The following is a 17610-nucleotide window of genomic DNA, read 5'->3' as shown; positions in this document are numbered from 1 at the left end:
TCACGTCCTGCCGCCCCTCGGTGACGATCGGTCAAGCCCGGCGCATGCTCCGACAGTTGTTGCTCATATGCGCCCTTGCGGAGGACGATCCTACGTTTCATGCCCGGGGGCGCATCAAGGGTCTCATGAGGACACATGCGCGGGCGTACGGTCCCAGTCCTCGGGGAGAGACGGTACCGCCCAGGACGGATCCGGGCGCCAGTGCTGCCAGCCGTCCGCGAACGGAGCGCCCCAGGCGGCGACGACCTCGATCGCCTCCTGCCCCGCCACCCGCACCGTTCGGGCCGTCCGGGCGTCCATCAGCCCGTCCCGCTGGGCCTGCGCGAACTCGTCCTCGTCACGCCAGTGCCAGCTGCGGTCCGGGTGTACGGAGATGTCCAGGAAGTAGTCCTCGGAGTCCACTCCGCCCTCCCAACGGACCAGCGGCTGCTCAAGATTGACGTACCAGTTCTTGAACCGCCAGCCCGGCTCCCAGAACAGCCACACCGACCACGGCCGGCCCGGCTGGGCCAGCTTCAGCACACCGGTGCCGAACCAGCGGTCCCGCTGCACCGTGCGCGGCTTGGTGTAGCGGGACCGGAGCGGCTCCTGGTGCACCGGCGTGCCGTCGGCCAGCACCGGCTTCACGCACTCGGTGCCCGGGGCCAGCCACACGGCGAGCAGATCCGCGTCGTCGCGTACGACGGTGACGGGCCGTGCGATGTGGACGTGGTCGCCGGCGTTCTCCCGGTAGCGCCACAGGATCGGGGTCCCCGGGGTCCAGTGGTCCGCGGGCCCCGCCGCCGTGCTCGTCATCGCTCCAACGTCCGTCATGCACAGATATTAGGTGCCGCGGGCATCCGACGCTGCGGCGCACATCACGGATCCCCGCTGGTGGCCGGAAAGGTTCGCTCGGGGTTACGGACGCGTCATCCGGAGGACATCCAGCGCCTCGTCGAGCTGCTCCGCCGTCAGATCGCCGCGTTCGACGTACCCGCCCTCCAGCACCACCTCCCGGATGGTCTTCCGCTCGGCGAGGGACTTCTTGGCGACCTTCGCGGCCTCCTCGTACCCGATGAACTTGTTGAGCGGGGTGACCACGGACGGGGACGACTCGGCGTACTCACGGGCCCGCTCCCGGTCGGCGGTGATGCCGTCGACGGTCCGGTCGGCGAGCAGCCGGGACACGTTGGCGAGCAGCCGCACGGACTCCAGCACGTTCTTGGCGATGACCGGGAGCATCACGTTCAGCTCGAAGTTCCCGGCGGCACCGGCGGTGGTGATCGTGGCGTCGTTCCCGATGACCTGGGCGGCGACCATCAGCACGGCCTCGGGCACGACCGGGTTGACCTTGCCCGGCATGATGGACGAACCGGGCTGCAGGTCCGGGAGCCGGATCTCGGCGAGCCCGGTGCGCGGCCCGGAGGACATCCACCGCAGGTCGTTGGCGATCTTCGTGAGCCCGACGGCGATGGTCCGCAGCTGCCCGCTGGTCTCCACGACGGCGTCCCGGGCCCCCTGTGCCTCGAAGTGGTCGCGGGCCTCGGTGAGCGGCAGTCCGGTGGCGCGGGCGACCTCCTCGATGACGGCGGCGGAGAACCCGGGCGGGGTGTTGATCCCGGTCCCGACGGCGGTGCCGCCGAGCGGCAGCTCGGCCAGCCGGGGCAGGGAGGCGGTCAGCCGCTCGACGCCGTAGCGGATCTGGGCCGCGTACCCGCCGAACTCCTGCCCCAGGGTCACGGGCGTCGCGTCCATGAGGTGGGTCCGGCCGGACTTCACGACGTCGGCGAACTCCTCGGACTTGCGGGTGAGGGCGTCGGCGAGATGGGTGAGGGCCGGGATCAGGTCGTGGGTGACGGCGGCGGTGGCGGCGATGTGGATCGAGGACGGGAACACGTCGTTGGACGACTGCGAGGCGTTGACGTGGTCGTTGGGGTGCACGTCCCGGCCCAGCCGCTCGCTCGCGAGGGTGGCGAGGACCTCGTTGGCGTTCATGTTGGACGAGGTCCCGGACCCGGTCTGGAACACATCGACGGGGAAGTGCTCGTCCCAGTCCCCGCGGGCCACCTCCGCCGCCGCCTCCTGGATCGCCTCGGCGACGTCCTTGTCGAGCACCCCGAGACGCGCGTTCACCTTGGCGGCGGCGCCCTTGATCCGGGCGAGGGCCTCGATGTGGGCGCGCTCGATGCGCTGGCCGGACACGGGGAAGTTCTCGACGGCCCGCTGCGTCTGCGCGCGCCACTTGGCCTGCGCCGGGACCCGGACCTCACCCATGGAGTCGTGCTCGATGCGGTATTCGCTCATGCCCGGTACAGCGACCCGGGGCGTCGGGTTGTTCCGGGGGCTGGGCCGGGCGGGTGGCGGCCCGCTCGGTGCGCGGGCGGACCGGAAGCGGTCCGGAAGCGGGGGACGGGTATCGGCGGCAGCGAGGGCGGGGATGTGCTGGGGGCATGGAAATGACCAGGTCACGGCACCGTGGCGGGCGGGGCGGCCGGCCCCCGCTCGTCCACGCCGCGCAGGAACGCCTCGACCGCCGACAGGTCGGTCCGCGCCAGGTCGTCGGCGCGTATGACCACGCGCAGCTCGGGGGAGACGGCCGGGTCCTGGCGCAGGCTCTGCGTGAAGGTCTCGACGATCAGAAGCACGAGCTGGGTCCGGTCGAGTTCGACGATGCGGGACAGACCCGTGCCGATCAGCGGTATCGCCACCGGTTTGAACAGCCCGTGCAGCGCGACCGAGGGCCACAGCCGCTCCAGGCTCAGCCGCAGGTCCGCCGGTCCGGACCGGGCCCGCAGGTCGTTGCCCAGGCGGGAGTAGGCCAGCGCGAACACCCGGCGCCGGCCGGCCGGCACCGCCACGACCGTACCGACGGGATAGCGCACGCGACGGCCGCGCCGCTTCGTCCGCACGCTCTCCGTGCCCAGCGGGGTGAACCGGCCCAGACCGCGCCGCAGGTGGACGTCGAGGAGCTTGTGCCGGCCCCCGAAGAGGCGGTCGACCAGCTGGCCCTGCACGCTCTCCCGGCTGATCACGACGTCGTCGGGGAAGGTGTCGAACGTGTCGGAGAAGCCCACGACCAGGTTGGCGTCCTCCTGGTCGAACAGGTCGCCGCGCACCACGACGACGTCCACGCGCAGCCCGCGCAGGGTGTGGCGCAGCAGTTCGCCGCCGTGCCGCTCGCGCAGCCGGGCGTTCAGCCGGGTGAGGACGGCCGCGGCCTCGACGTCGTCCGGCCGCTCCCGGACGGTCTGTTCGGCCACCGGCAGGGCCAGGTCGTAGCGGCCCAGCGCGGTGTGTCCGTCGACCAGTTCGCGCAGCGCGGTCTCCCGGAGCCGGGTCAGCCGGCGCACCGGCGCGCCCGCGAACTCCTCGTCGTGCACCTCGGTCAGCGGCCGGCCGCGCCACAGCCGCAGCGCCTCCATGAGCAGCCGGACGGCCGAGGCCGGTGCCGCGCGCAGCGCGTCGCCCACCAGGCGGGTGAACTCCGTGCTGTCCAACTCCTCCTCTGTGAGGTCGAGTTGATAGGTGCTCTGGATGCCGCGCCCGGACGGCAGCTGCCCGGTGCGGATGATCCGGGCGCCGTGCCCCGGCCCGGCGAGGTCGAAGGCGCGCCGCAGCTCCAGGATCCGCTTCTGCACCTCGTTGCGGTTGCGCAGCTCCTGGTGCGGCAGTTCGACGGTCTGCTGCCACACGTCGCGGTAGAGCTGCCGCGCGGTCACGGCTTCGCCGTCGGCGGCGATCAGCCGCACCAGCAGACGGGCCGTCAGCGGGGTGAGCCGTACCGGAGTGCCGTTCACATCCAGCCGTACGGGGCCGAGCACGCTCACACGTACGCACGATGTGCGGATCTGCACGCGCCTCGCCCCCTCTGCCGCGTGACTGTGCGTCAGCGTACCAAGGGGTTCTGGAGGGAAACATGCGATTGTCCGGTTTGCGGATACGGCTTCCGAGGTGGTCGCGGCGCGGGCGGCGGATGTTCACGGGCAGCGTGCTCGCGGCCTTCGGCGCCGTGTCGGCCGTCGTCCAGTTCGTCGGACAGCTCTTCCCTCGCGCCGTGGACCGCCCCGGACTGGTGCTGGCCGCCTCCGTCGCCCTGTGCCTGGCCTGGGGGCTCGCCCGGGCGCGCCCGCAGCCCGCGGTACGGCAGGAGTTCGGGCGCCCCGGGATGACCGTGGTCGTCGAGGAGGGCGACCTCTTCGCGCAGCCGGGCCATCTGGTGGTGGGGTTCACCGACACCTTCGACACCCTCGTGGACGACGGCGTCGTCATCAACGACACGAGTGTGCAAGGGCAGTTGCTCGACCGCCGCTACGGCGGGGACACCCGGCTGCTGGATGCCGCGCTGGACGCCGCGCTGGCCGGGGTCGCGCCGGTGGCCTGGGAGAGCGCGCGGGACAAGCCGCGGGGCAAACGGGCGCGGTATCCGATCGGGACCGTCGCCACCCTCGGCAGCCGGCCGCAGCTGGTCTTCGCCGTCGCCTACAGCCGGATGGGCAACGACTGCGTGGCCGCCTCCAGCGTGCACGACCTGTGGTTCGGCCTGGACCGGCTGTGGGACGCCGTCCACCGGCACGCCCAGCTCGAACGCGTCACCATGCCGCTGACCGGTGCGGGGCTCGCCCGGCTGCACGACCTCGACGAGGACAGTCTGCTGCGGCTGATCCTGCTGTCGTTCGTGGCCCACTCGTGGGAGCGGACGGTCTGCCGCGAGCTGCGCGTGCTCGTCCGCCCCGGTGAGCTGGGGCGGATCGATCTGCCGGAGGCCGGCGCGTTCCTGGCGACGCTGGCGGCGGGTGCCCGGCGGCATGTGTGACCCCGGGCACCCGCCCACCCCCCCGGTGATGCGGTACGGGCCCTCCCCCGGTCAACGGGCCCGTACCGCGGCTCAACGGGCCGGCGGCACCTCCCGCCCGGTGCGGTGGTACGCCGACAGATGGCGGTACGGCCAGGTCTGGCGCCAGTCCGAGCCGGTGTCGTTGACCTTGCAGCCCGCCAGCTTCAGCCGCTCGACGATCTTGCCGAGAGCGGTCGCCGAGCCGTCGAACCGGATGACGTTCATCCCCCCGATGTCGGAGATCGCGCGCAGTGCGCCGATCTCCACCATCAGCGTGCGTTCCGGGTAGGCCATCAGCACCATGCCGAGCTCGATCAGCACGTTCGGCCGGGGCTGACCGGTCGGCTCGCTCTCGTACGGCGGCTCGTTCGGTCCCCTGAGGTCAGGGTGCAGTTGCACGACGTCGTCCGGGGTGAGCAGCACCAGTGCCGCCTGGGCCTGCGCGGGGGCCTGCGCGATGACCTCGCCCAGGAACGGCGCCGTCCTGCCCGTGGCTCTGACCAGGTCCTCCCACTCCAGCGGGCGCAGATCGAGCAGGCGCAGCAGGTCGAAGATCTTCAACCGCGCCTCCTCGTCCCGCCCGTGGACGACGAAGACGCTGCGGCCGCGGTCCGGGGCGGCGGCTCCGGAACCGCCCTGCCCGGCATCCGCCGGTCGGGGGGCCGACGGCCGGGGGGCTGCCGGGGCGCCGCCGTCGTAGAAGTTCTGTGTCCCCGAGTTGACGGAGCCGCTGTTGTCGTTCACGAAGTTGTTGTTGTGGCCGAAGTCGTTGCCGAGTCCGAAGTCGTTGCCGGTCATGAGGCCCCCGCCCCCTTGCCGCCGCCGGAGCCGTGATGCACGTTCTGCGTCCCCGAGTTGACGTTGCCGTGGTTGTTCTCGACGTGGTTGTTGTGGTGCCGGTAGTCGTTGAGGATGTTCGTCTGGCGGGCCTCGTGCTCCGCCAGGTCGACGTTGTGCGCCTGCAGGAAGTCACGGACGAACTGGAGGAGTTGGCGCTCCACGATCTGCGTGTACTTGATCGTGTCCGTCTCCTGGAAGAAGACGTGGAAGTCGGCGCTGGTCGCCAGCTCGCGGACGCTGGTGAGCGCGCCGGTGTTCCGCGCGGGGACGGCGTAGCGGCCGAGGCGGAACTCACTGGGGTCGTTCGTCCGCACCCGGCTGTCGCCCCGCCCGAGGAAGGCCAGCACGGCCGGTACCCAGGAGAACAGGGCCCCCACGGCCGCCCCGGGCGTGGCCAGCAGGGTGTCCTTCGCGACCCTGAGCAGCAGCGGGCCGTTCAGGGCGGCCGGGAGCCGGTCGACCAGGTGGAAGCTCCTGCGGATCGGCGCCAGCACGTACGAGTAGAACTCGGTGTGCAGGGTGTTGCCCTTGAGGTCGAAGCCCACGAACGCCGTGGTGACCAGCTCCTGGTTCCACGAGCCGACCCGGACGCACAGGTACACGCGCTGCGCGTCGTAGCCCTCCGCCCAGCCGGCGCCGCGGTGTGCCCGGTCCGGCTCGCGCCCGCCGGGACGGATCGTCGTGACGGCCCGGGTGAACGCGGACTGTTCGACGGCGAGCCCGCCGATCCGCTCCGACCGGCGGGCCCGGTCGCGCAGTTCCGCGTTCATGCGCCCGGCGACGTAGTCGGTGATCTCCTTGCCGGTGAAGGGGACGACCTCCTTGCGCCGGGGTTCCTGGGCGCCCGCGGCCGTGGGCGCGCCCGCGCCGCCGCGGTGCTGGTCGAGCACGTTGACCGGCGCGCCGATCAGCAGTTCGGCCGTGGACCACCGGCGCACCTGGCCGCCGGCGCCGACGAACGGCTTGTAGCCGCCGTAGCGGATCAGGCTGCCGTCCGCCGTCTGCTCGTGGTTGATCTTCTCCACCGTCCGGGCCGTGAGCAGGGGGTGGTCGGGGTAGGAGCCGTCGAACCCGTCCCGCGCACCCGCCGCACCGGTGCCGGCGCGCAGCCGGTTCGTGAGCGTCTGCAGCGTGACGACCCGCTGCAGGAACGCGGTGACCCACACCAGCCACAGCATCGTCAGCAGCGCGACGATCCCGGACAGGACACCGGTGACCATGAGGACGACCGTGCCGGCGAGGCCCGCGCCGAGGACGGCGAGCCGCAGCCGGTGCAGCCGGCGCGCCGCCAGCGCGTGGGCGAGGACGGGGACCGCGTCGTACCCGTACGACGGTGCCACGACCCGGAACGGGTGGGTCAGGACGCGGATGACGGCGGCGCGGTACTCGCGGTCGAGGTAGGCGCCGGCGCACAGCAGCCGGGTGGCGTCGCTCGTGGCGTCCGGGGCTGTCCGGCCGGGAACCGGGTCCGCCGGTTCCGGCGGCGAAGCGGGGACGGAAAGAATGTCACTGGCCATGTCTTCACAGCTCCGCTCTGCTCAGTCGGCCGGGGTGACCGAGGCATGGGTGATGACCCCGTCCACCACCGTGTACTGGCCGCTGTACGACTTCTGCGTGCCGTCGGTCTGCTGCGCGAGCAGGCTCACGGAGACGGTCGTGTCCTGGACGGACGCGACGCTGACGGTGTCCTGTTCGGTGCCGGCGAAGCCCGCCACGAAGGACGCGTAGGACGAGTCGAGGTTCTTGCCGCCGAGGTCCCAGGCGGTCTTGAAGTCATGGCCGTTGATGGCGTCGAAGTACCGCTGCACCGTCGCGCCGGGATCGGCCGCGCCGTCGGTACCGGGGGTGGCGCTGTCCGTGCCGGTCGGGCTCTGCGTGTCGGCCGGGCTCGGGGAGAGTGCCGTGGCGTCCGTGCCGCCCGTGCTCTCCGCGCCGTAGGTGGTGGAGGCGGGGATGGAGGCCGTGGAGGTGTCCGGCGTCGCCGGATCCGGGACGGTGGGCTGGTAGGAGTAGCCGCCGTTGCCGGACACAGCGCCGGACGCGGATCCGCCGCCGTCCGAGGCCGACTGGGGCAGGACGGCGGTCAGGAGTATCAGCAGCAGCGGGACGCCGGCGATGATCAGCGCGTACGTCCGTTCCTGCCCGGCGGCGGGTAACAAGCCCAGCGGCTTGTGGGTGTGGTTCATGGGTCCTCGCAGTTCCCGGCAGACCGGCCGGGTCTCGCTCGTCTCGTGCGGTACGAACGGAGCTACCTTGCCCGACCCCTGCCGGACTTCGGCCGGTTTCAGCGCTTCCGAAGCGCTTCCGATCCGGGCCCGGGACCCGGACGCACGGGAGCCCCCGGCCGACGACGGCCGGGGGCTCCCGCGCTGCCTTGCGGGGCGGAGGTCAGGCGAGGCCCGGGCCCCGGACCGGGATCGACGTGAACGTCGGCTGCGGGGCCGGGTCCTGGAAGAAGTCGTTGCCCTTGTCGTCCACCACGATGAACGCCGGGAAGTCCTCGACCTCGATCTTCCAGACGGCCTCCATGCCCAGCTCCTCGTACTCCAGGACCTCGACCTTCTTGATGCAGTCCTGGGCGAGGCGGGCGGCGGGGCCGCCGATGGAGCCGAGGTAGAAGCCGCCGTGCGCGTCGCACGCGTCGGTGACCTGCTTCGACCTGTTGCCCTTCGCCAGCATCACCTTGGAGCCGCCGGCGGCCTGGAACTGCTCCACGTAGGAGTCCATCCGGCCGGCCGTCGTCGGACCGAAGGAGCCGGAGGCGTATCCCTCGGGGGTCTTGGCGGGGCCGGCGTAGTACACCGGGTGGTCCTTCAGGTACTGCGGCATGTCCTCGCCCGCGTCCAGCCGCTCCTTGATCTTGGCGTGCGCGATGTCGCGGGCCACGACCAGCGGGCCGGTCAGCGAGAGCCGGGTCTTGACCGGGTACTTGGTCAGCTCGGCGAGGATCGTGTCCATCGGCTGGTTGAGGTCGATCCTCACGACGTCGGAGGACTCGTCGAGGTGCTCGTCGGTCGTCTCCGGCAGGAAGCGCGCCGGGTCGGTCTCCAGCTGCTCCAGGAAGACGCCCTCGGCGGTGATCTTCGCGACGGCCTGGCGGTCGGCCGAGCAGGAGACGGCGATGGCGACCGGGCAGGACGCGCCGTGGCGCGGGAGGCGGACGACGCGGACGTCGTGGCAGAAGTACTTGCCGCCGAACTGCGCGCCGATGCCGATCTTCTGCGTCAGCTCGAAGACCTTCTGCTCCAGGTCCTTGTCCCGGAAGCCGTGGCCCAGCTCGGAGCCCTCCGCCGGGATCTCGTCCAGGTAGTGCGCGGAGGCGTACTTCGCGGTCTTCAGCGCGTACTCGGCGCTCGTGCCGCCGACGACGATCGCCAGGTGGTACGGCGGGCAGGCGGCCGTGCCCAGCGAACGGATCTTCTCCTCCAGGAACTTCATCATGGAGGCCTCGTTCAGGACGGCCTTCGTCTCCTGGTACAGGAACGACTTGTTCGCGGAGCCGCCGCCCTTCGCCATGATCAGGAACTTGTAGGCGCCGCCGTCGGTCGCGTACAGCTCGATCTGGGCGGGGAGGTTGGAGCCGGTGTTCTTCTCGTCCCACATGGTGAGCGGGGCCATCTGCGAATAGCGCAGGTTGAGCTTGGTGTAGGCGTCGTAGATGCCGCGGGACAGGGCCGCCTCGTCGCCGCCCTCCGTGAGGACGTTCTGGCCGCGCTTGCCCATCACGATCGCGGTGCCGGTGTCCTGGCACATCGGCAGCACGCCCGCCGCCGCGATGTTCGCGTTCTTCAGCAGGTCCAGCGCGACGAACTTGTCGTTGCCGGACGCCTCGGGGTCGTCGATGATGCGGCGCAGCTGGGCCAGGTGGGCCGGGCGCAGGTAGTGCTGGATGTCGTGGATGGCCTCTTCGGCCAGCGTGCGCAGCGCCTCCGGCTCCACCTTGAGGAACGTCCGCCCGTCCGGTCCCTCGACGGTGGACACGCCCTCGGAGGTCACCAGCCGGTACGGGGTGGTGTCTTCTCCTTGTGGGAGCAGATCGGTGTACGCGAACTCAGGCATCTCAGCCCATTCCTCACTGTGACGGACGGCCGCCCGCCGACGCTGGCGGGCCTCACCAGCGTAGAACCTGCCACCGACACCGATCCTGTGAGGTAAGGCTCAGTTCGACACGCCCGGGGTCGTCCACACCCCTAGTCGCGATCTATCGCGTTTCGGTACCCTGCTGTCGTGGACCTTCAGAAGCCCGCCCGTACCCATGACAACGACGCCGCACCGAGCGTCGCCGAACTGCGCGCCTCGGACGCCGACCGCGACCGGGTCGCCGACATCCTGCGCGAGGCCCTCGCCGAGGGCCGGCTGACCGCCGACGAGCACGCCGACCGTGTCGAGGGAGTGCTGCACGCCAAGACGGTGGGTGAGCTGGAGGTCTTCATCCGGGACCTGCCTGCCGCCCACCAGCAGCCGGCCGGCCCCGCCTACACGCCCGTGCCGCCCCGCCCCGCCGACGGCGCGATACCCCAGGAGGCGGACGCCAACGTGGTCGCGGTCTTCAGCAGCGCCGTGCGCCGCGGCCGCTGGCGCGCCGGGCGCCGGCTGCACGCGTACTCGGTCTTCGGCAGCGTGGAGATCGACCTCAGCGAGGCGATCTTCGAGTACCAACAGGTCGTGATCAAGGCGGTCTCGGTCTTCGGCGACGTCCAGATCCGTGTCCCGGAGAACGTGTCGCTGCGCGGCACCGGCGGCGGCGTCCTCGGCAACTTCGAGGTGGACACGCTGGACTCGGTCGACACCGACGCCCCGGTGGTCTACGTCGACGGCTGGGCCGTCCTCGGCAACGTGGAGGCGCGGCCCAAGCGCGGCAAGCGCGTCGGCGACATCCTGGAGCGGGTCCAGAGCAAGGTCGACCGCAAGCTGGAGCGGGTCCAGGACAAGGTCGACGCGAAGTTGCGCAAACACCTGGACCGTTGACAGTCGCGAATCCGCCGGTGACGGGAAGGGCCGGTTCCCCCGCGCGGCGAACCCCGGGGGCGTGAACGAGCCGTCGTGCGCCCGCGGTTGGGAACGCAGTGCATAGGCGCGCGTACAGCGGGTAGGCCTTGCTGCATCGTCTCTCGCTCGCGAAGCCGTCGTCAGGAGTAGACCCGTGCTGCAACCGCCGCATTCGTCCCTGCAGGTAGCTGCCGTTCCGGCCCAGCGGGGTCCGGCGCGGGACAGGGACCAAGACGCCCCCTGGCACACCGAGGCGGTGTGCCGGCGCGACGAGGCCGGCCTGTTCTTCGCGCCGTCGAAAGAGCCGACCGCGGCACGGCTGTCCCGCGAGGAGGCGGCCAAGCGTGTCTGCGCCCGCTGCCCCGTGATGGTCGAGTGCCGCGAGCACGCCCTCCTCCAGCCCGAGCCGTACGGCGTCTGGGGCGGCCTGACGGCAGCGGAGCGCCGCGTGGTCCTGGCGAGGCGCCGCCGCAGGGAGATGGAGCTGAAGAAGGCGGCGCGGGCGACGGCGGCGAACAGGATGGCGGGCTGAGCGTCCCGAAGGGGCGCGGGGAACCGCGCGAGCGACCGCGTACGACCCGCGGTCGCCGACGCTCCACGCGCCCCCTCTGAAGAGGCGCAGCCGCCCCCGGACCTACTTGGCCTTGTCGAAGTCGATCGCGCTGTACGCCCGCAGCTTGCGCAGCCGGTGCTCGGAGTCGATCCTCCGTACCGTCCCCGACTTGGACCGCATCACGATCGACTCGGTCAGTGCGGTCTCCGACCGGTACCGCACACCGCGCAGCAGCTCACCGTCGGTGATACCGGTGGCGACGAAGAACACGTTCTCACCCGAGACCAGGTCGTCCGTGGTGAGTACGCGGTCCAGATCGTGCCCGGCGTCGAGCGCCCGCTGCCGCTCCACGTCGTCCTTCGGCCACAGCTTGCCCTGGATCGTGCCGCCCAGGCACTTCACGGCGCAGGCCGAGATGATGCCCTCGGGCGTGCCGCCGACGCCGAGCAGCAGGTCGACGCCGGTGCCCTCGCGCAGCGCGTACACCGAGCCGGCGACGTCGCCGTCGGAGATCAGCTTGATGCGCGCGCCGGCCTCGCGGACCTCCTTGATCAGGCCCTCGTGCCGCGGCCGGTCGAGGATGACGACGGTGACGTCCTCCGGCGCGGACCGCTTGGCCTTGGCGATGCGCCGGATGTTCACGGCGACCGGCGCGTTGATGTCGACGAAGTCCGCGGCCTCGGGGCCGGTGACCAGCTTGTCCATGTAGAACACGGCGGACGGGTCGAACATGGCGCCGCGCTCGGCGGCGGCCAGGACGGCGATCGCGTTCGGCATGCCCTTGGCCGTCAGCGTGGTGCCGTCGATCGGGTCGACGGCGATGTCGACCTCGGGGCCGGTGCCGTCGCCCACGCGCTCCCCGTTGAAGAGCATCGGGGCTTCGTCCTTCTCGCCCTCGCCGATGACGACGACGCCGTTCATCGACACGGTCGAGACGAGGGTCCGCATGGCACGTACCGCGGCACCGTCGGCGCCGATCTTGTCGCCACGCCCCACCCAGCGGCCGGCCGCCATGGCGGCGGCCTCGGTCACCCGGACGAGTTCCAGGGCGAGGTTGCGGTCGGGAGCCTCGGAGGGAACATCGAGCTCGGACGGCAGGTGATGATTTTCGGTCATCGGAGCGCACCTTTCTGATACGGCGACGGCCGGATGAGGGTTTGGCCCCGACTCTATCGTTAGGCAGACAAAATGAGCAGGGGACCCCACGGATGAGCGCTTGGGGCACCTGCGACGATAGGGGGCGTGGCAGGTTCCAAAGGTAAGCAGAAGACGGCCCGGGACATGATCCTCTCCCTGGCCGTGATCGGCATCGCGGCGGCGGGCGTCTACTTCCTCGCGATCCCGCACAGCGACCACGCTCCCGACCTCCCGAGGGTCCCCTACCGGGTCGAGCTGATCGGTGCCCGGCGCGACGCGGGCTACCCGGTGGCCGCTCCCGCGGGCCTGCCGGACACCTGGAAGGCGACGTCCGTACGGTACGACCCGCCCACCAAGCGCTGGCACCTGGGCTACCAGACGCCGGACGGCCAGTACGTCCAGCTCGAACAGTCCACGCAGAAGGCCGCCGACTTCATCGCGGACGCCAGCCAGGGCGCCTCGGCGACGAAGCGGACCCAGACGATCGACGGCCGCACCTGGACCCGGTACACCGGCGGCCGCTACGACGCCCTCGTCCTCGACGGCACGCACGGCTCCACCACGGTCGTGGCGGGCACGGCGTCCTTCGACGAGATGGCGAAGCTGGCGGCGGCGCTGAAGACCGGGTGACCTGCCCGCACCCCGCGCACGACGAAGGCCCCCGGCGGTGCTGGGGGCCTTCGTCGTGCGATGTGCGGTGTGCCGGGCGGCTCAGACGGTCGTGATGACGTCCTCGTAGGCCAGGCGCGGCGAGCGCGGGTACCAGGCGTCCGCGCCCGGCTTGCCGATGTTGACGACCATCAGCGGGGTGTGGTCGTCGTCCAGGAACTCCTTGCGGACGCCCTCGAAGTCGAAGCCGGTCATCGGACCGGCGGCGAGGCCCGCGGCGCGGACGCCGACGATGAAGTAGGCGGCCTGGAGGGCGGCGTTCAGCGCGGCGGAGCCCTCGCGGGCCGGGCGCTCGGCGAAGAAGACGTCCTTGGCCTGCGGGAAGGCCGGGAACAGGGCCGGCAGCTCCTCGTGGAACTCGTTGTCCGCGGAGAGGATCGCGACCAGCGGGGCGGTGGCCGTCTTGGGCTGGTTGCCCTCGGCCATGTGCTTCACCAGGCGCTCGCGGGCCTCGGCGGAGCGGACCAGGGTGATGCGCAGCGGGGTCTGGTTGAAGGCGGTGGGGCCGTACTTGACCAGGTCGTAGATCGCCTGGACCTGCTCGTCGGTCACCGGCTCGTCGGTGAAGGTGTTCGCGGTACGGGCCTCGCGGAACAGCAGGTCCTGGGCGGCGGGGTCAAGAACGAGAGACATGCGTGAACTTTCTGGGTCGCGCCTGTTCCGACGTACCGGACCACGGTCCGGATCGGCTGACAGGACGACCTTACGGCAACGAAGTTCAACCTTCAACGAAGATGGCGGCGCGGTGACCCGCTTCACAGCCTCCTCCCGTGTCCTGCCGCCGGCCCCTACTCCGCGTCCTCCTCCTCGGCCTCCTCGGCGAGCGCCGCGTCCAGCCGGGCCCGGGCGCCCTCCAGCCACCGCCGGCACACCTTGGCCAGCTCCTCGCCGCGCCCCCACAGCCCCAGGGACTCCTCCAGCGACGTACCGCCCGCCTCCAGGCGCCGCACGACCTCGATCAGCTCGTCCCGGGCCTGCTCGTAGGAGAGCGCCTCTTCGGCCTTGTTCGTCATTCGCCTGCCTTCACTGTGAATTCACCCTCGGCCACGCGGGCGCGCAGCGTCTCGCCGTCCGTCACCTCGGCCGGATCCCGCACCACGTGTCCGTCGGCCTTCTGGAGCACCGCGTAGCCCCGCCGGAGCGTGGCCGCGGGGGAGAGGGCCACCACGCGCGCGTGCGTGTGCGTCAGCTCCGAGTCCGCCCGGTCCAGGAGATGGCCGAGCGTGCGCCGGGAACGCTCGGCCAGCGAGGCGACATGGTCCGACCGCTCGTCGATCATCCGGTGCGGATCCTCTATCGAGGGGCGGGCCAGGGCATGGGCCAGCCCCCGGGCCTCGCGCTCCACGAACGCCTCCACGCACCGCCGTGCCCGGCCGCGCAGCATCCGCACCCGCTCCAGCTCCTCGCCCACGTCCGGCACGACCTTCTTCGCGGCGTCGGTCGGGGTGGACGCGCGCAGGTCCGCGACGTAGTCCAGCAGCGGGGTGTCCGGCTCGTGCCCGATCGCGGAGACGACGGGCGTACGGCACTCCGCCACGGCCCGCACGAGCTGCTCGTCGGAGAAGGGCAGCAGATCCTCCACGCTGCCGCCGCCGCGCGCGACGACGATGACCTCCACCTCCTCCAGCGCGTCCAGCTCCTTCACCGCCTGCACGACCTGCGGCACGGCGTGCACGCCCTGCACCGGGACGTTGCGCACCTCGAAGCGGACGGCGGGCCAGCGGTGCCGGGCGTTCTCCAGCACGTCCCGCTCCGCGGCGGAGGCGCGGCCGCAGACCAGCCCGATCAGCTGCGGCAGGAACGGCAGCGGCTTCTTCCGCTCCGCCGCGAACAGCCCCTCGGTGGCCAGTGCCTTCTTCAACTGCTCCAGCCGGGCCAGCAGTTCACCGACGCCGACGGGTCTGATCTCGGTGGCGCGCAGGGACAGCTGACCACGCGGGGCATACCACTCCGGCTTGGCCAGCACGACGACGCGGGCGCCCTCGCCGACCACATCGGCGACGGCGTCGAACACCTGTCGGTAACAGGTCACGCTGACCGAGATGTCGTGCGACGGATCCCGCAGGGTCAGGAACACCACCCCGGCGCCGGGCCGCCGCGACAGCTGCGTGATCTGCCCCTCGACCCACACCGCCCCGAGCCGGTCGATCCACCCCCCGATGAGCCGGGAGACCTCACCGACCGGGAGGGGGGCTTCGGGGGAGGTGTTGGCAGCCATGCGATCGAGAGTATCGGGGCGTACTGACAGCGGGCCCCACGCCGCCCGGCCGTCCCGCGCGTGCAGGCGGACACCGAGCCCGCCTGCGGTGGACCCGCACCGTCCGCGCCTGACGGAACGCGGGCCGAACGCGGCCGAAGGCGAGCCGGCACGGGCTTTACGATGGGACGCATGACCTCTTCGACTGGCCGCCGTGTCCTGCTCGCCGCACCCCGTGGTTACTGCGCGGGCGTGGACCGCGCCGTGATCGCCGTCGAGAAGGCCCTCGAACAGTACGGGGCGCCGATCTACGTCCGGCACGAGATCGTCCACAACAAGTACGTCGTGCAGACCCTGGAGAAGAAGGGCGCGATCTTCGTCGAGCGGACCGAGGAGGTGCCGCCCGGCAACATCGTGATGTTCTCCGCGCACGGCGTCGCCCCGGTCGTGCACGAGGAGGCCGCGCGGGGCCGGCTCGCCACCATCGACGCCACCTGCCCCCTGGTCACCAAGGTCCACAAGGAGGCCGTCCGGTACGCCAAGGACGACTACGACATCCTCCTGATCGGGCACGAGGGCCACGAGGAGGTCATCGGCACCTCCGGCGAGGCCCCCGAGCACATCCAGCTCGTGGACGGCCCCGGCGACGTCGCCAAGGTCGAGGTCCGCGACCCCTCGAAGGTCGTCTGGCTCTCCCAGACCACCCTCTCCGTGGACGAGACCATGGAGACCGTCGACGCCCTGAAGACCAAGTTCCCCGGCCTCGTCTCCCCGCCCAGCGACGACATCTGCTATGCCACGCAGAACCGTCAGCTGGCCGTGAAGCAGATGGGCGCCGAGGCCGAGCTGGTCATCGTGGTCGGCTCGCGCAACTCCTCCAACTCCAAGCGGCTGGTCGAGGTCGCCAAGCTGGCCGGCGCCCGCGACGCCCACCTGGTGGACTTCGCCGCCGAGATCGACGAGGCCTGGCTGGAGGGCGTGAGCACCGTCGGCGTCACCTCCGGTGCCTCCGTGCCCGAGGTGCTGGTCGAGCAGGTGCTGGAGTGGCTCGCCGGGCGCGGCTACGGCGACGTGGAGCTGGTCAGGGCGGCCGAGGAGTCCATCACCTTCTCTCTGCCCAAGGAACTCCGCCGTGACCTGCGTGAAGAGGCCGTCGAGCTGGTCGCCGAGCGTGGCGGCAGCGGCGCGGCGGAGGCGTGAGCGCGGCGTGACTGTCAGTGGTCCGTCGTAACGTGGTGCCATGCAGATCTTCGGCGTGGACATCGGCGGATCCGGGATCAAGGGCGCCCCTGTGGACCTGGACAAGGGCGAGCTGGCCCAGGAGCGCTGCAAGGTGCTCACCCCGCATCCGGCGACACCGGACGGCGTGGCCGACGGGGTCAAGCAGGTTGTGGACCACTTCGGCTGGACGGGCCCGGTCGGCCTGACCTTCCCCGGAGTGGTCACGGGCGGCGCCATGGTCCGTACGGCGGCGAACGTCGACGAGAGCTGGATCGACACCGACGCGCGCGCCCTGTTCAGCGGCAGGCTGGGCGGACTCCCGGTGACCGTCCTCAACGACGCGGACGCGGCGGGCGTCGCCGAGATGCGCTTCGGCGCCGGCCGCGACCGCAAGGGCACGGTCATCCTGCTCACCTTCGGCACGGGCATCGGCAGCGCCGTCTTCGTCGACGGCGTCCTCGTGCCGAACACCGAGCTGGGCCACCTGGAGCTGAACGGCCACGACGCCGAGAAGCGCGCCTCCAGCAAGGCCAAGGAGGACGGCGACATGACCTGGGAGCACTGGGCGCGCCGCGTCCAGAAGTACCTGGCCCATGTGGAGATGCTCTTCTCGCCCGAGCTGTTCATCATCGGCGGCGGGGTCAGCCGTAAGTCCGACAAGTTCCTGCACCTCATCGAGGGCATCAGAGCCGAGATGGTCCCCGCGCAGCTCCAGAACGACGCGGGGATCGTCGGGGCGGCGATGAGCGCCGCCGAGCACGGGTAGACGGGTCCTTCGGCCCAGGCCGTCAGGTCCGGCGGCGACTGCGCACCCGGCTCACACGCCGGACGAGCACGATGGCCCAGGCCGCGACCGTCCCGCCGTAGAGCCAGCCGGCCTGGGTGGCGAGTCCGGTGAACACCCCCACCAGCCGGCCGAGCACCCCGGCCTTCCCGTCGGCGACGGGGAACAGCCCGAGGGTGAACGCGATCGGCAGGACGACGGGAGCGGTCAGCAGATCCCCTTCGCGCACCCACAGCGCGGTCAGTACGCAGACCGGCACGAACAGCACGCCGTACGTGGTCATGGACGCGTCGAACAGCAGCGCGTCGAGGCAGCCGAGGAGGAACATCACGACCGTGCAGAACAACCCGCTGCCCAGCCCGGTGAGCCGGGGATTCGGCAGTCGCGCCCCCGCCGCCGGCCGCGCG

Annotated in this window: 18 protein-coding genes; 6 read left to right on the top strand and 12 right to left on the bottom strand. The window is 71.4% G+C overall.

Going from position 1 to position 17610, the window contains the following annotated elements; genetic code table 11:
- Nucleotides 1-123: 123 nt before the first annotated feature.
- From BIV25_RS16155 to BIV25_RS16145, 3 genes are all read right to left on the bottom strand, one after another.
- Nucleotides 124-813, bottom strand: coding sequence for a DUF402 domain-containing protein (locus BIV25_RS16155; RefSeq protein ID WP_071373023.1), 690 nt, complete (start codon nucleotides 811-813; stop codon nucleotides 124-126).
- A gap of 84 nt (nucleotides 814-897) precedes the next feature.
- Nucleotides 898-2283 carry an aspartate ammonia-lyase gene (locus BIV25_RS16150; RefSeq protein WP_071373022.1) on the bottom strand — a complete coding sequence of 462 codons (1386 nt, stop codon included), beginning with the start codon at nucleotides 2281-2283 and terminating at the stop codon, nucleotides 898-900.
- A 161-nt stretch (nucleotides 2284-2444) separates the two neighbouring features.
- Nucleotides 2445-3806: a macro domain-containing protein gene (locus BIV25_RS16145; RefSeq protein ID WP_256255847.1), complete on the bottom strand. Its 1362-nt coding sequence runs from the start codon at nucleotides 3804-3806 to the stop codon at nucleotides 2445-2447.
- A gap of 146 nt (nucleotides 3807-3952) precedes the next feature.
- Here BIV25_RS16145 and BIV25_RS16140 point away from each other — a divergent pair, with 146 nt between their 5' ends.
- A complete protein-coding gene (locus BIV25_RS16140; protein ID WP_071373021.1) occupies nucleotides 3953-4792 on the top strand; it encodes a macro domain-containing protein in 840 nt (279 codons plus the stop codon).
- Nucleotides 4793-4864: 72 nt separating this feature from the next.
- Here BIV25_RS16140 and BIV25_RS16135 read toward each other — a convergent pair whose 3' ends face one another.
- The 4 genes from BIV25_RS16135 to BIV25_RS16120 form a co-directional block, all read right to left on the bottom strand.
- Nucleotides 4865-5611 carry a TIR domain-containing protein gene (locus tag BIV25_RS16135; RefSeq protein ID WP_071373020.1) on the bottom strand — a complete coding sequence of 249 codons (747 nt, stop codon included), beginning with the start codon at nucleotides 5609-5611 and terminating at the stop codon, nucleotides 4865-4867.
- Entirely contained in the window at nucleotides 5608-7170 is a 1563-nt protein-coding gene (locus BIV25_RS16130) for a hypothetical protein (RefSeq protein WP_071373019.1), read from the bottom strand. Before BIV25_RS16130 ends, BIV25_RS16135 begins: the two co-directional genes overlap by 4 nt.
- A 21-nt stretch (nucleotides 7171-7191) precedes the next feature.
- On the bottom strand, nucleotides 7192-7839 hold the full coding sequence (locus BIV25_RS16125) for a hypothetical protein (protein ID WP_071373018.1): 648 nt from the start codon (nucleotides 7837-7839) through the stop codon (nucleotides 7192-7194).
- A gap of 202 nt (nucleotides 7840-8041) precedes the next feature.
- Nucleotides 8042-9712, bottom strand: coding sequence for a fumarate hydratase (locus BIV25_RS16120; protein WP_071373017.1), 1671 nt, complete (start codon nucleotides 9710-9712; stop codon nucleotides 8042-8044).
- Between the two features lie 168 nt (nucleotides 9713-9880).
- On the opposite strand from BIV25_RS16120, the gene BIV25_RS16115 reads away from it, so the two are divergent.
- Nucleotides 9881-10621, top strand: a complete 741-nt coding sequence (locus tag BIV25_RS16115) for a DUF1707 domain-containing protein (protein ID WP_071373016.1) — start codon at nucleotides 9881-9883, stop codon at nucleotides 10619-10621.
- Between the two features lie 175 nt (nucleotides 10622-10796).
- Entirely contained in the window at nucleotides 10797-11174 is a 378-nt protein-coding gene (locus BIV25_RS16110; RefSeq protein ID WP_071373015.1) for a WhiB family transcriptional regulator, read from the top strand.
- A gap of 102 nt (nucleotides 11175-11276) precedes the next feature.
- Here the strand turns inward: BIV25_RS16110 and glpX are convergent, their stop codons facing one another.
- Complete coding sequence (glpX, locus tag BIV25_RS16105; protein WP_071373014.1) at nucleotides 11277-12311, bottom strand: class II fructose-bisphosphatase; 1035 nt, start codon at nucleotides 12309-12311, stop codon at nucleotides 11277-11279.
- A gap of 126 nt (nucleotides 12312-12437) precedes the next feature.
- Here glpX and BIV25_RS16100 point away from each other — a divergent pair, with 126 nt between their 5' ends.
- Nucleotides 12438-12962, top strand: coding sequence for a DUF4245 domain-containing protein (locus BIV25_RS16100; protein ID WP_079176669.1), 525 nt, complete (start codon nucleotides 12438-12440; stop codon nucleotides 12960-12962).
- Nucleotides 12963-13043: 81 nt separating this feature from the next.
- Here BIV25_RS16100 and BIV25_RS16095 read toward each other — a convergent pair whose 3' ends face one another.
- From BIV25_RS16095 to xseA, 3 genes are all read right to left on the bottom strand, one after another.
- Entirely contained in the window at nucleotides 13044-13634 is a 591-nt protein-coding gene (locus BIV25_RS16095; protein ID WP_071373012.1) for a malonic semialdehyde reductase, read from the bottom strand.
- 155 nt (nucleotides 13635-13789) lie between these two features.
- Complete coding sequence (locus BIV25_RS16090; protein WP_071373011.1) at nucleotides 13790-14014, bottom strand: exodeoxyribonuclease VII small subunit; 225 nt, start codon at nucleotides 14012-14014, stop codon at nucleotides 13790-13792.
- Complete coding sequence (gene xseA / locus BIV25_RS16085; protein WP_071373010.1) at nucleotides 14011-15219, bottom strand: exodeoxyribonuclease VII large subunit; 1209 nt, start codon at nucleotides 15217-15219, stop codon at nucleotides 14011-14013. The genes BIV25_RS16090 and xseA overlap by 4 nt, the downstream gene beginning before the upstream one ends.
- Before the next feature lie 171 nt (nucleotides 15220-15390).
- Between xseA and BIV25_RS16080 the strand changes: the two genes are divergently transcribed.
- Complete coding sequence (locus BIV25_RS16080) at nucleotides 15391-16398, top strand: 4-hydroxy-3-methylbut-2-enyl diphosphate reductase (protein WP_071373009.1); 1008 nt, start codon at nucleotides 15391-15393, stop codon at nucleotides 16396-16398.
- Between the two features lie 40 nt (nucleotides 16399-16438).
- A complete protein-coding gene (gene ppgK, locus BIV25_RS16075) occupies nucleotides 16439-17185 on the top strand; it encodes a polyphosphate--glucose phosphotransferase (protein WP_071373008.1) in 747 nt (248 codons plus the stop codon).
- 22 nt (nucleotides 17186-17207) lie between these two features.
- Here the strand turns inward: ppgK and BIV25_RS16070 are convergent, their stop codons facing one another.
- Nucleotides 17208-17561: a DUF6542 domain-containing protein gene (locus tag BIV25_RS16070; RefSeq protein ID WP_371273028.1), complete on the bottom strand. Its 354-nt coding sequence runs from the start codon at nucleotides 17559-17561 to the stop codon at nucleotides 17208-17210.
- Nucleotides 17562-17610 lie beyond the last annotated feature (49 nt).

Source organism: Streptomyces sp. MUSC 14, assembly GCF_001866675.1.
Taxonomy (GTDB): Bacteria; Actinomycetota; Actinomycetes; order Streptomycetales; family Streptomycetaceae; genus Streptomyces.
Note: the sequence above shows the minus strand (reverse complement) of the source record. Positions and strands in the feature narration are given on the sequence as shown.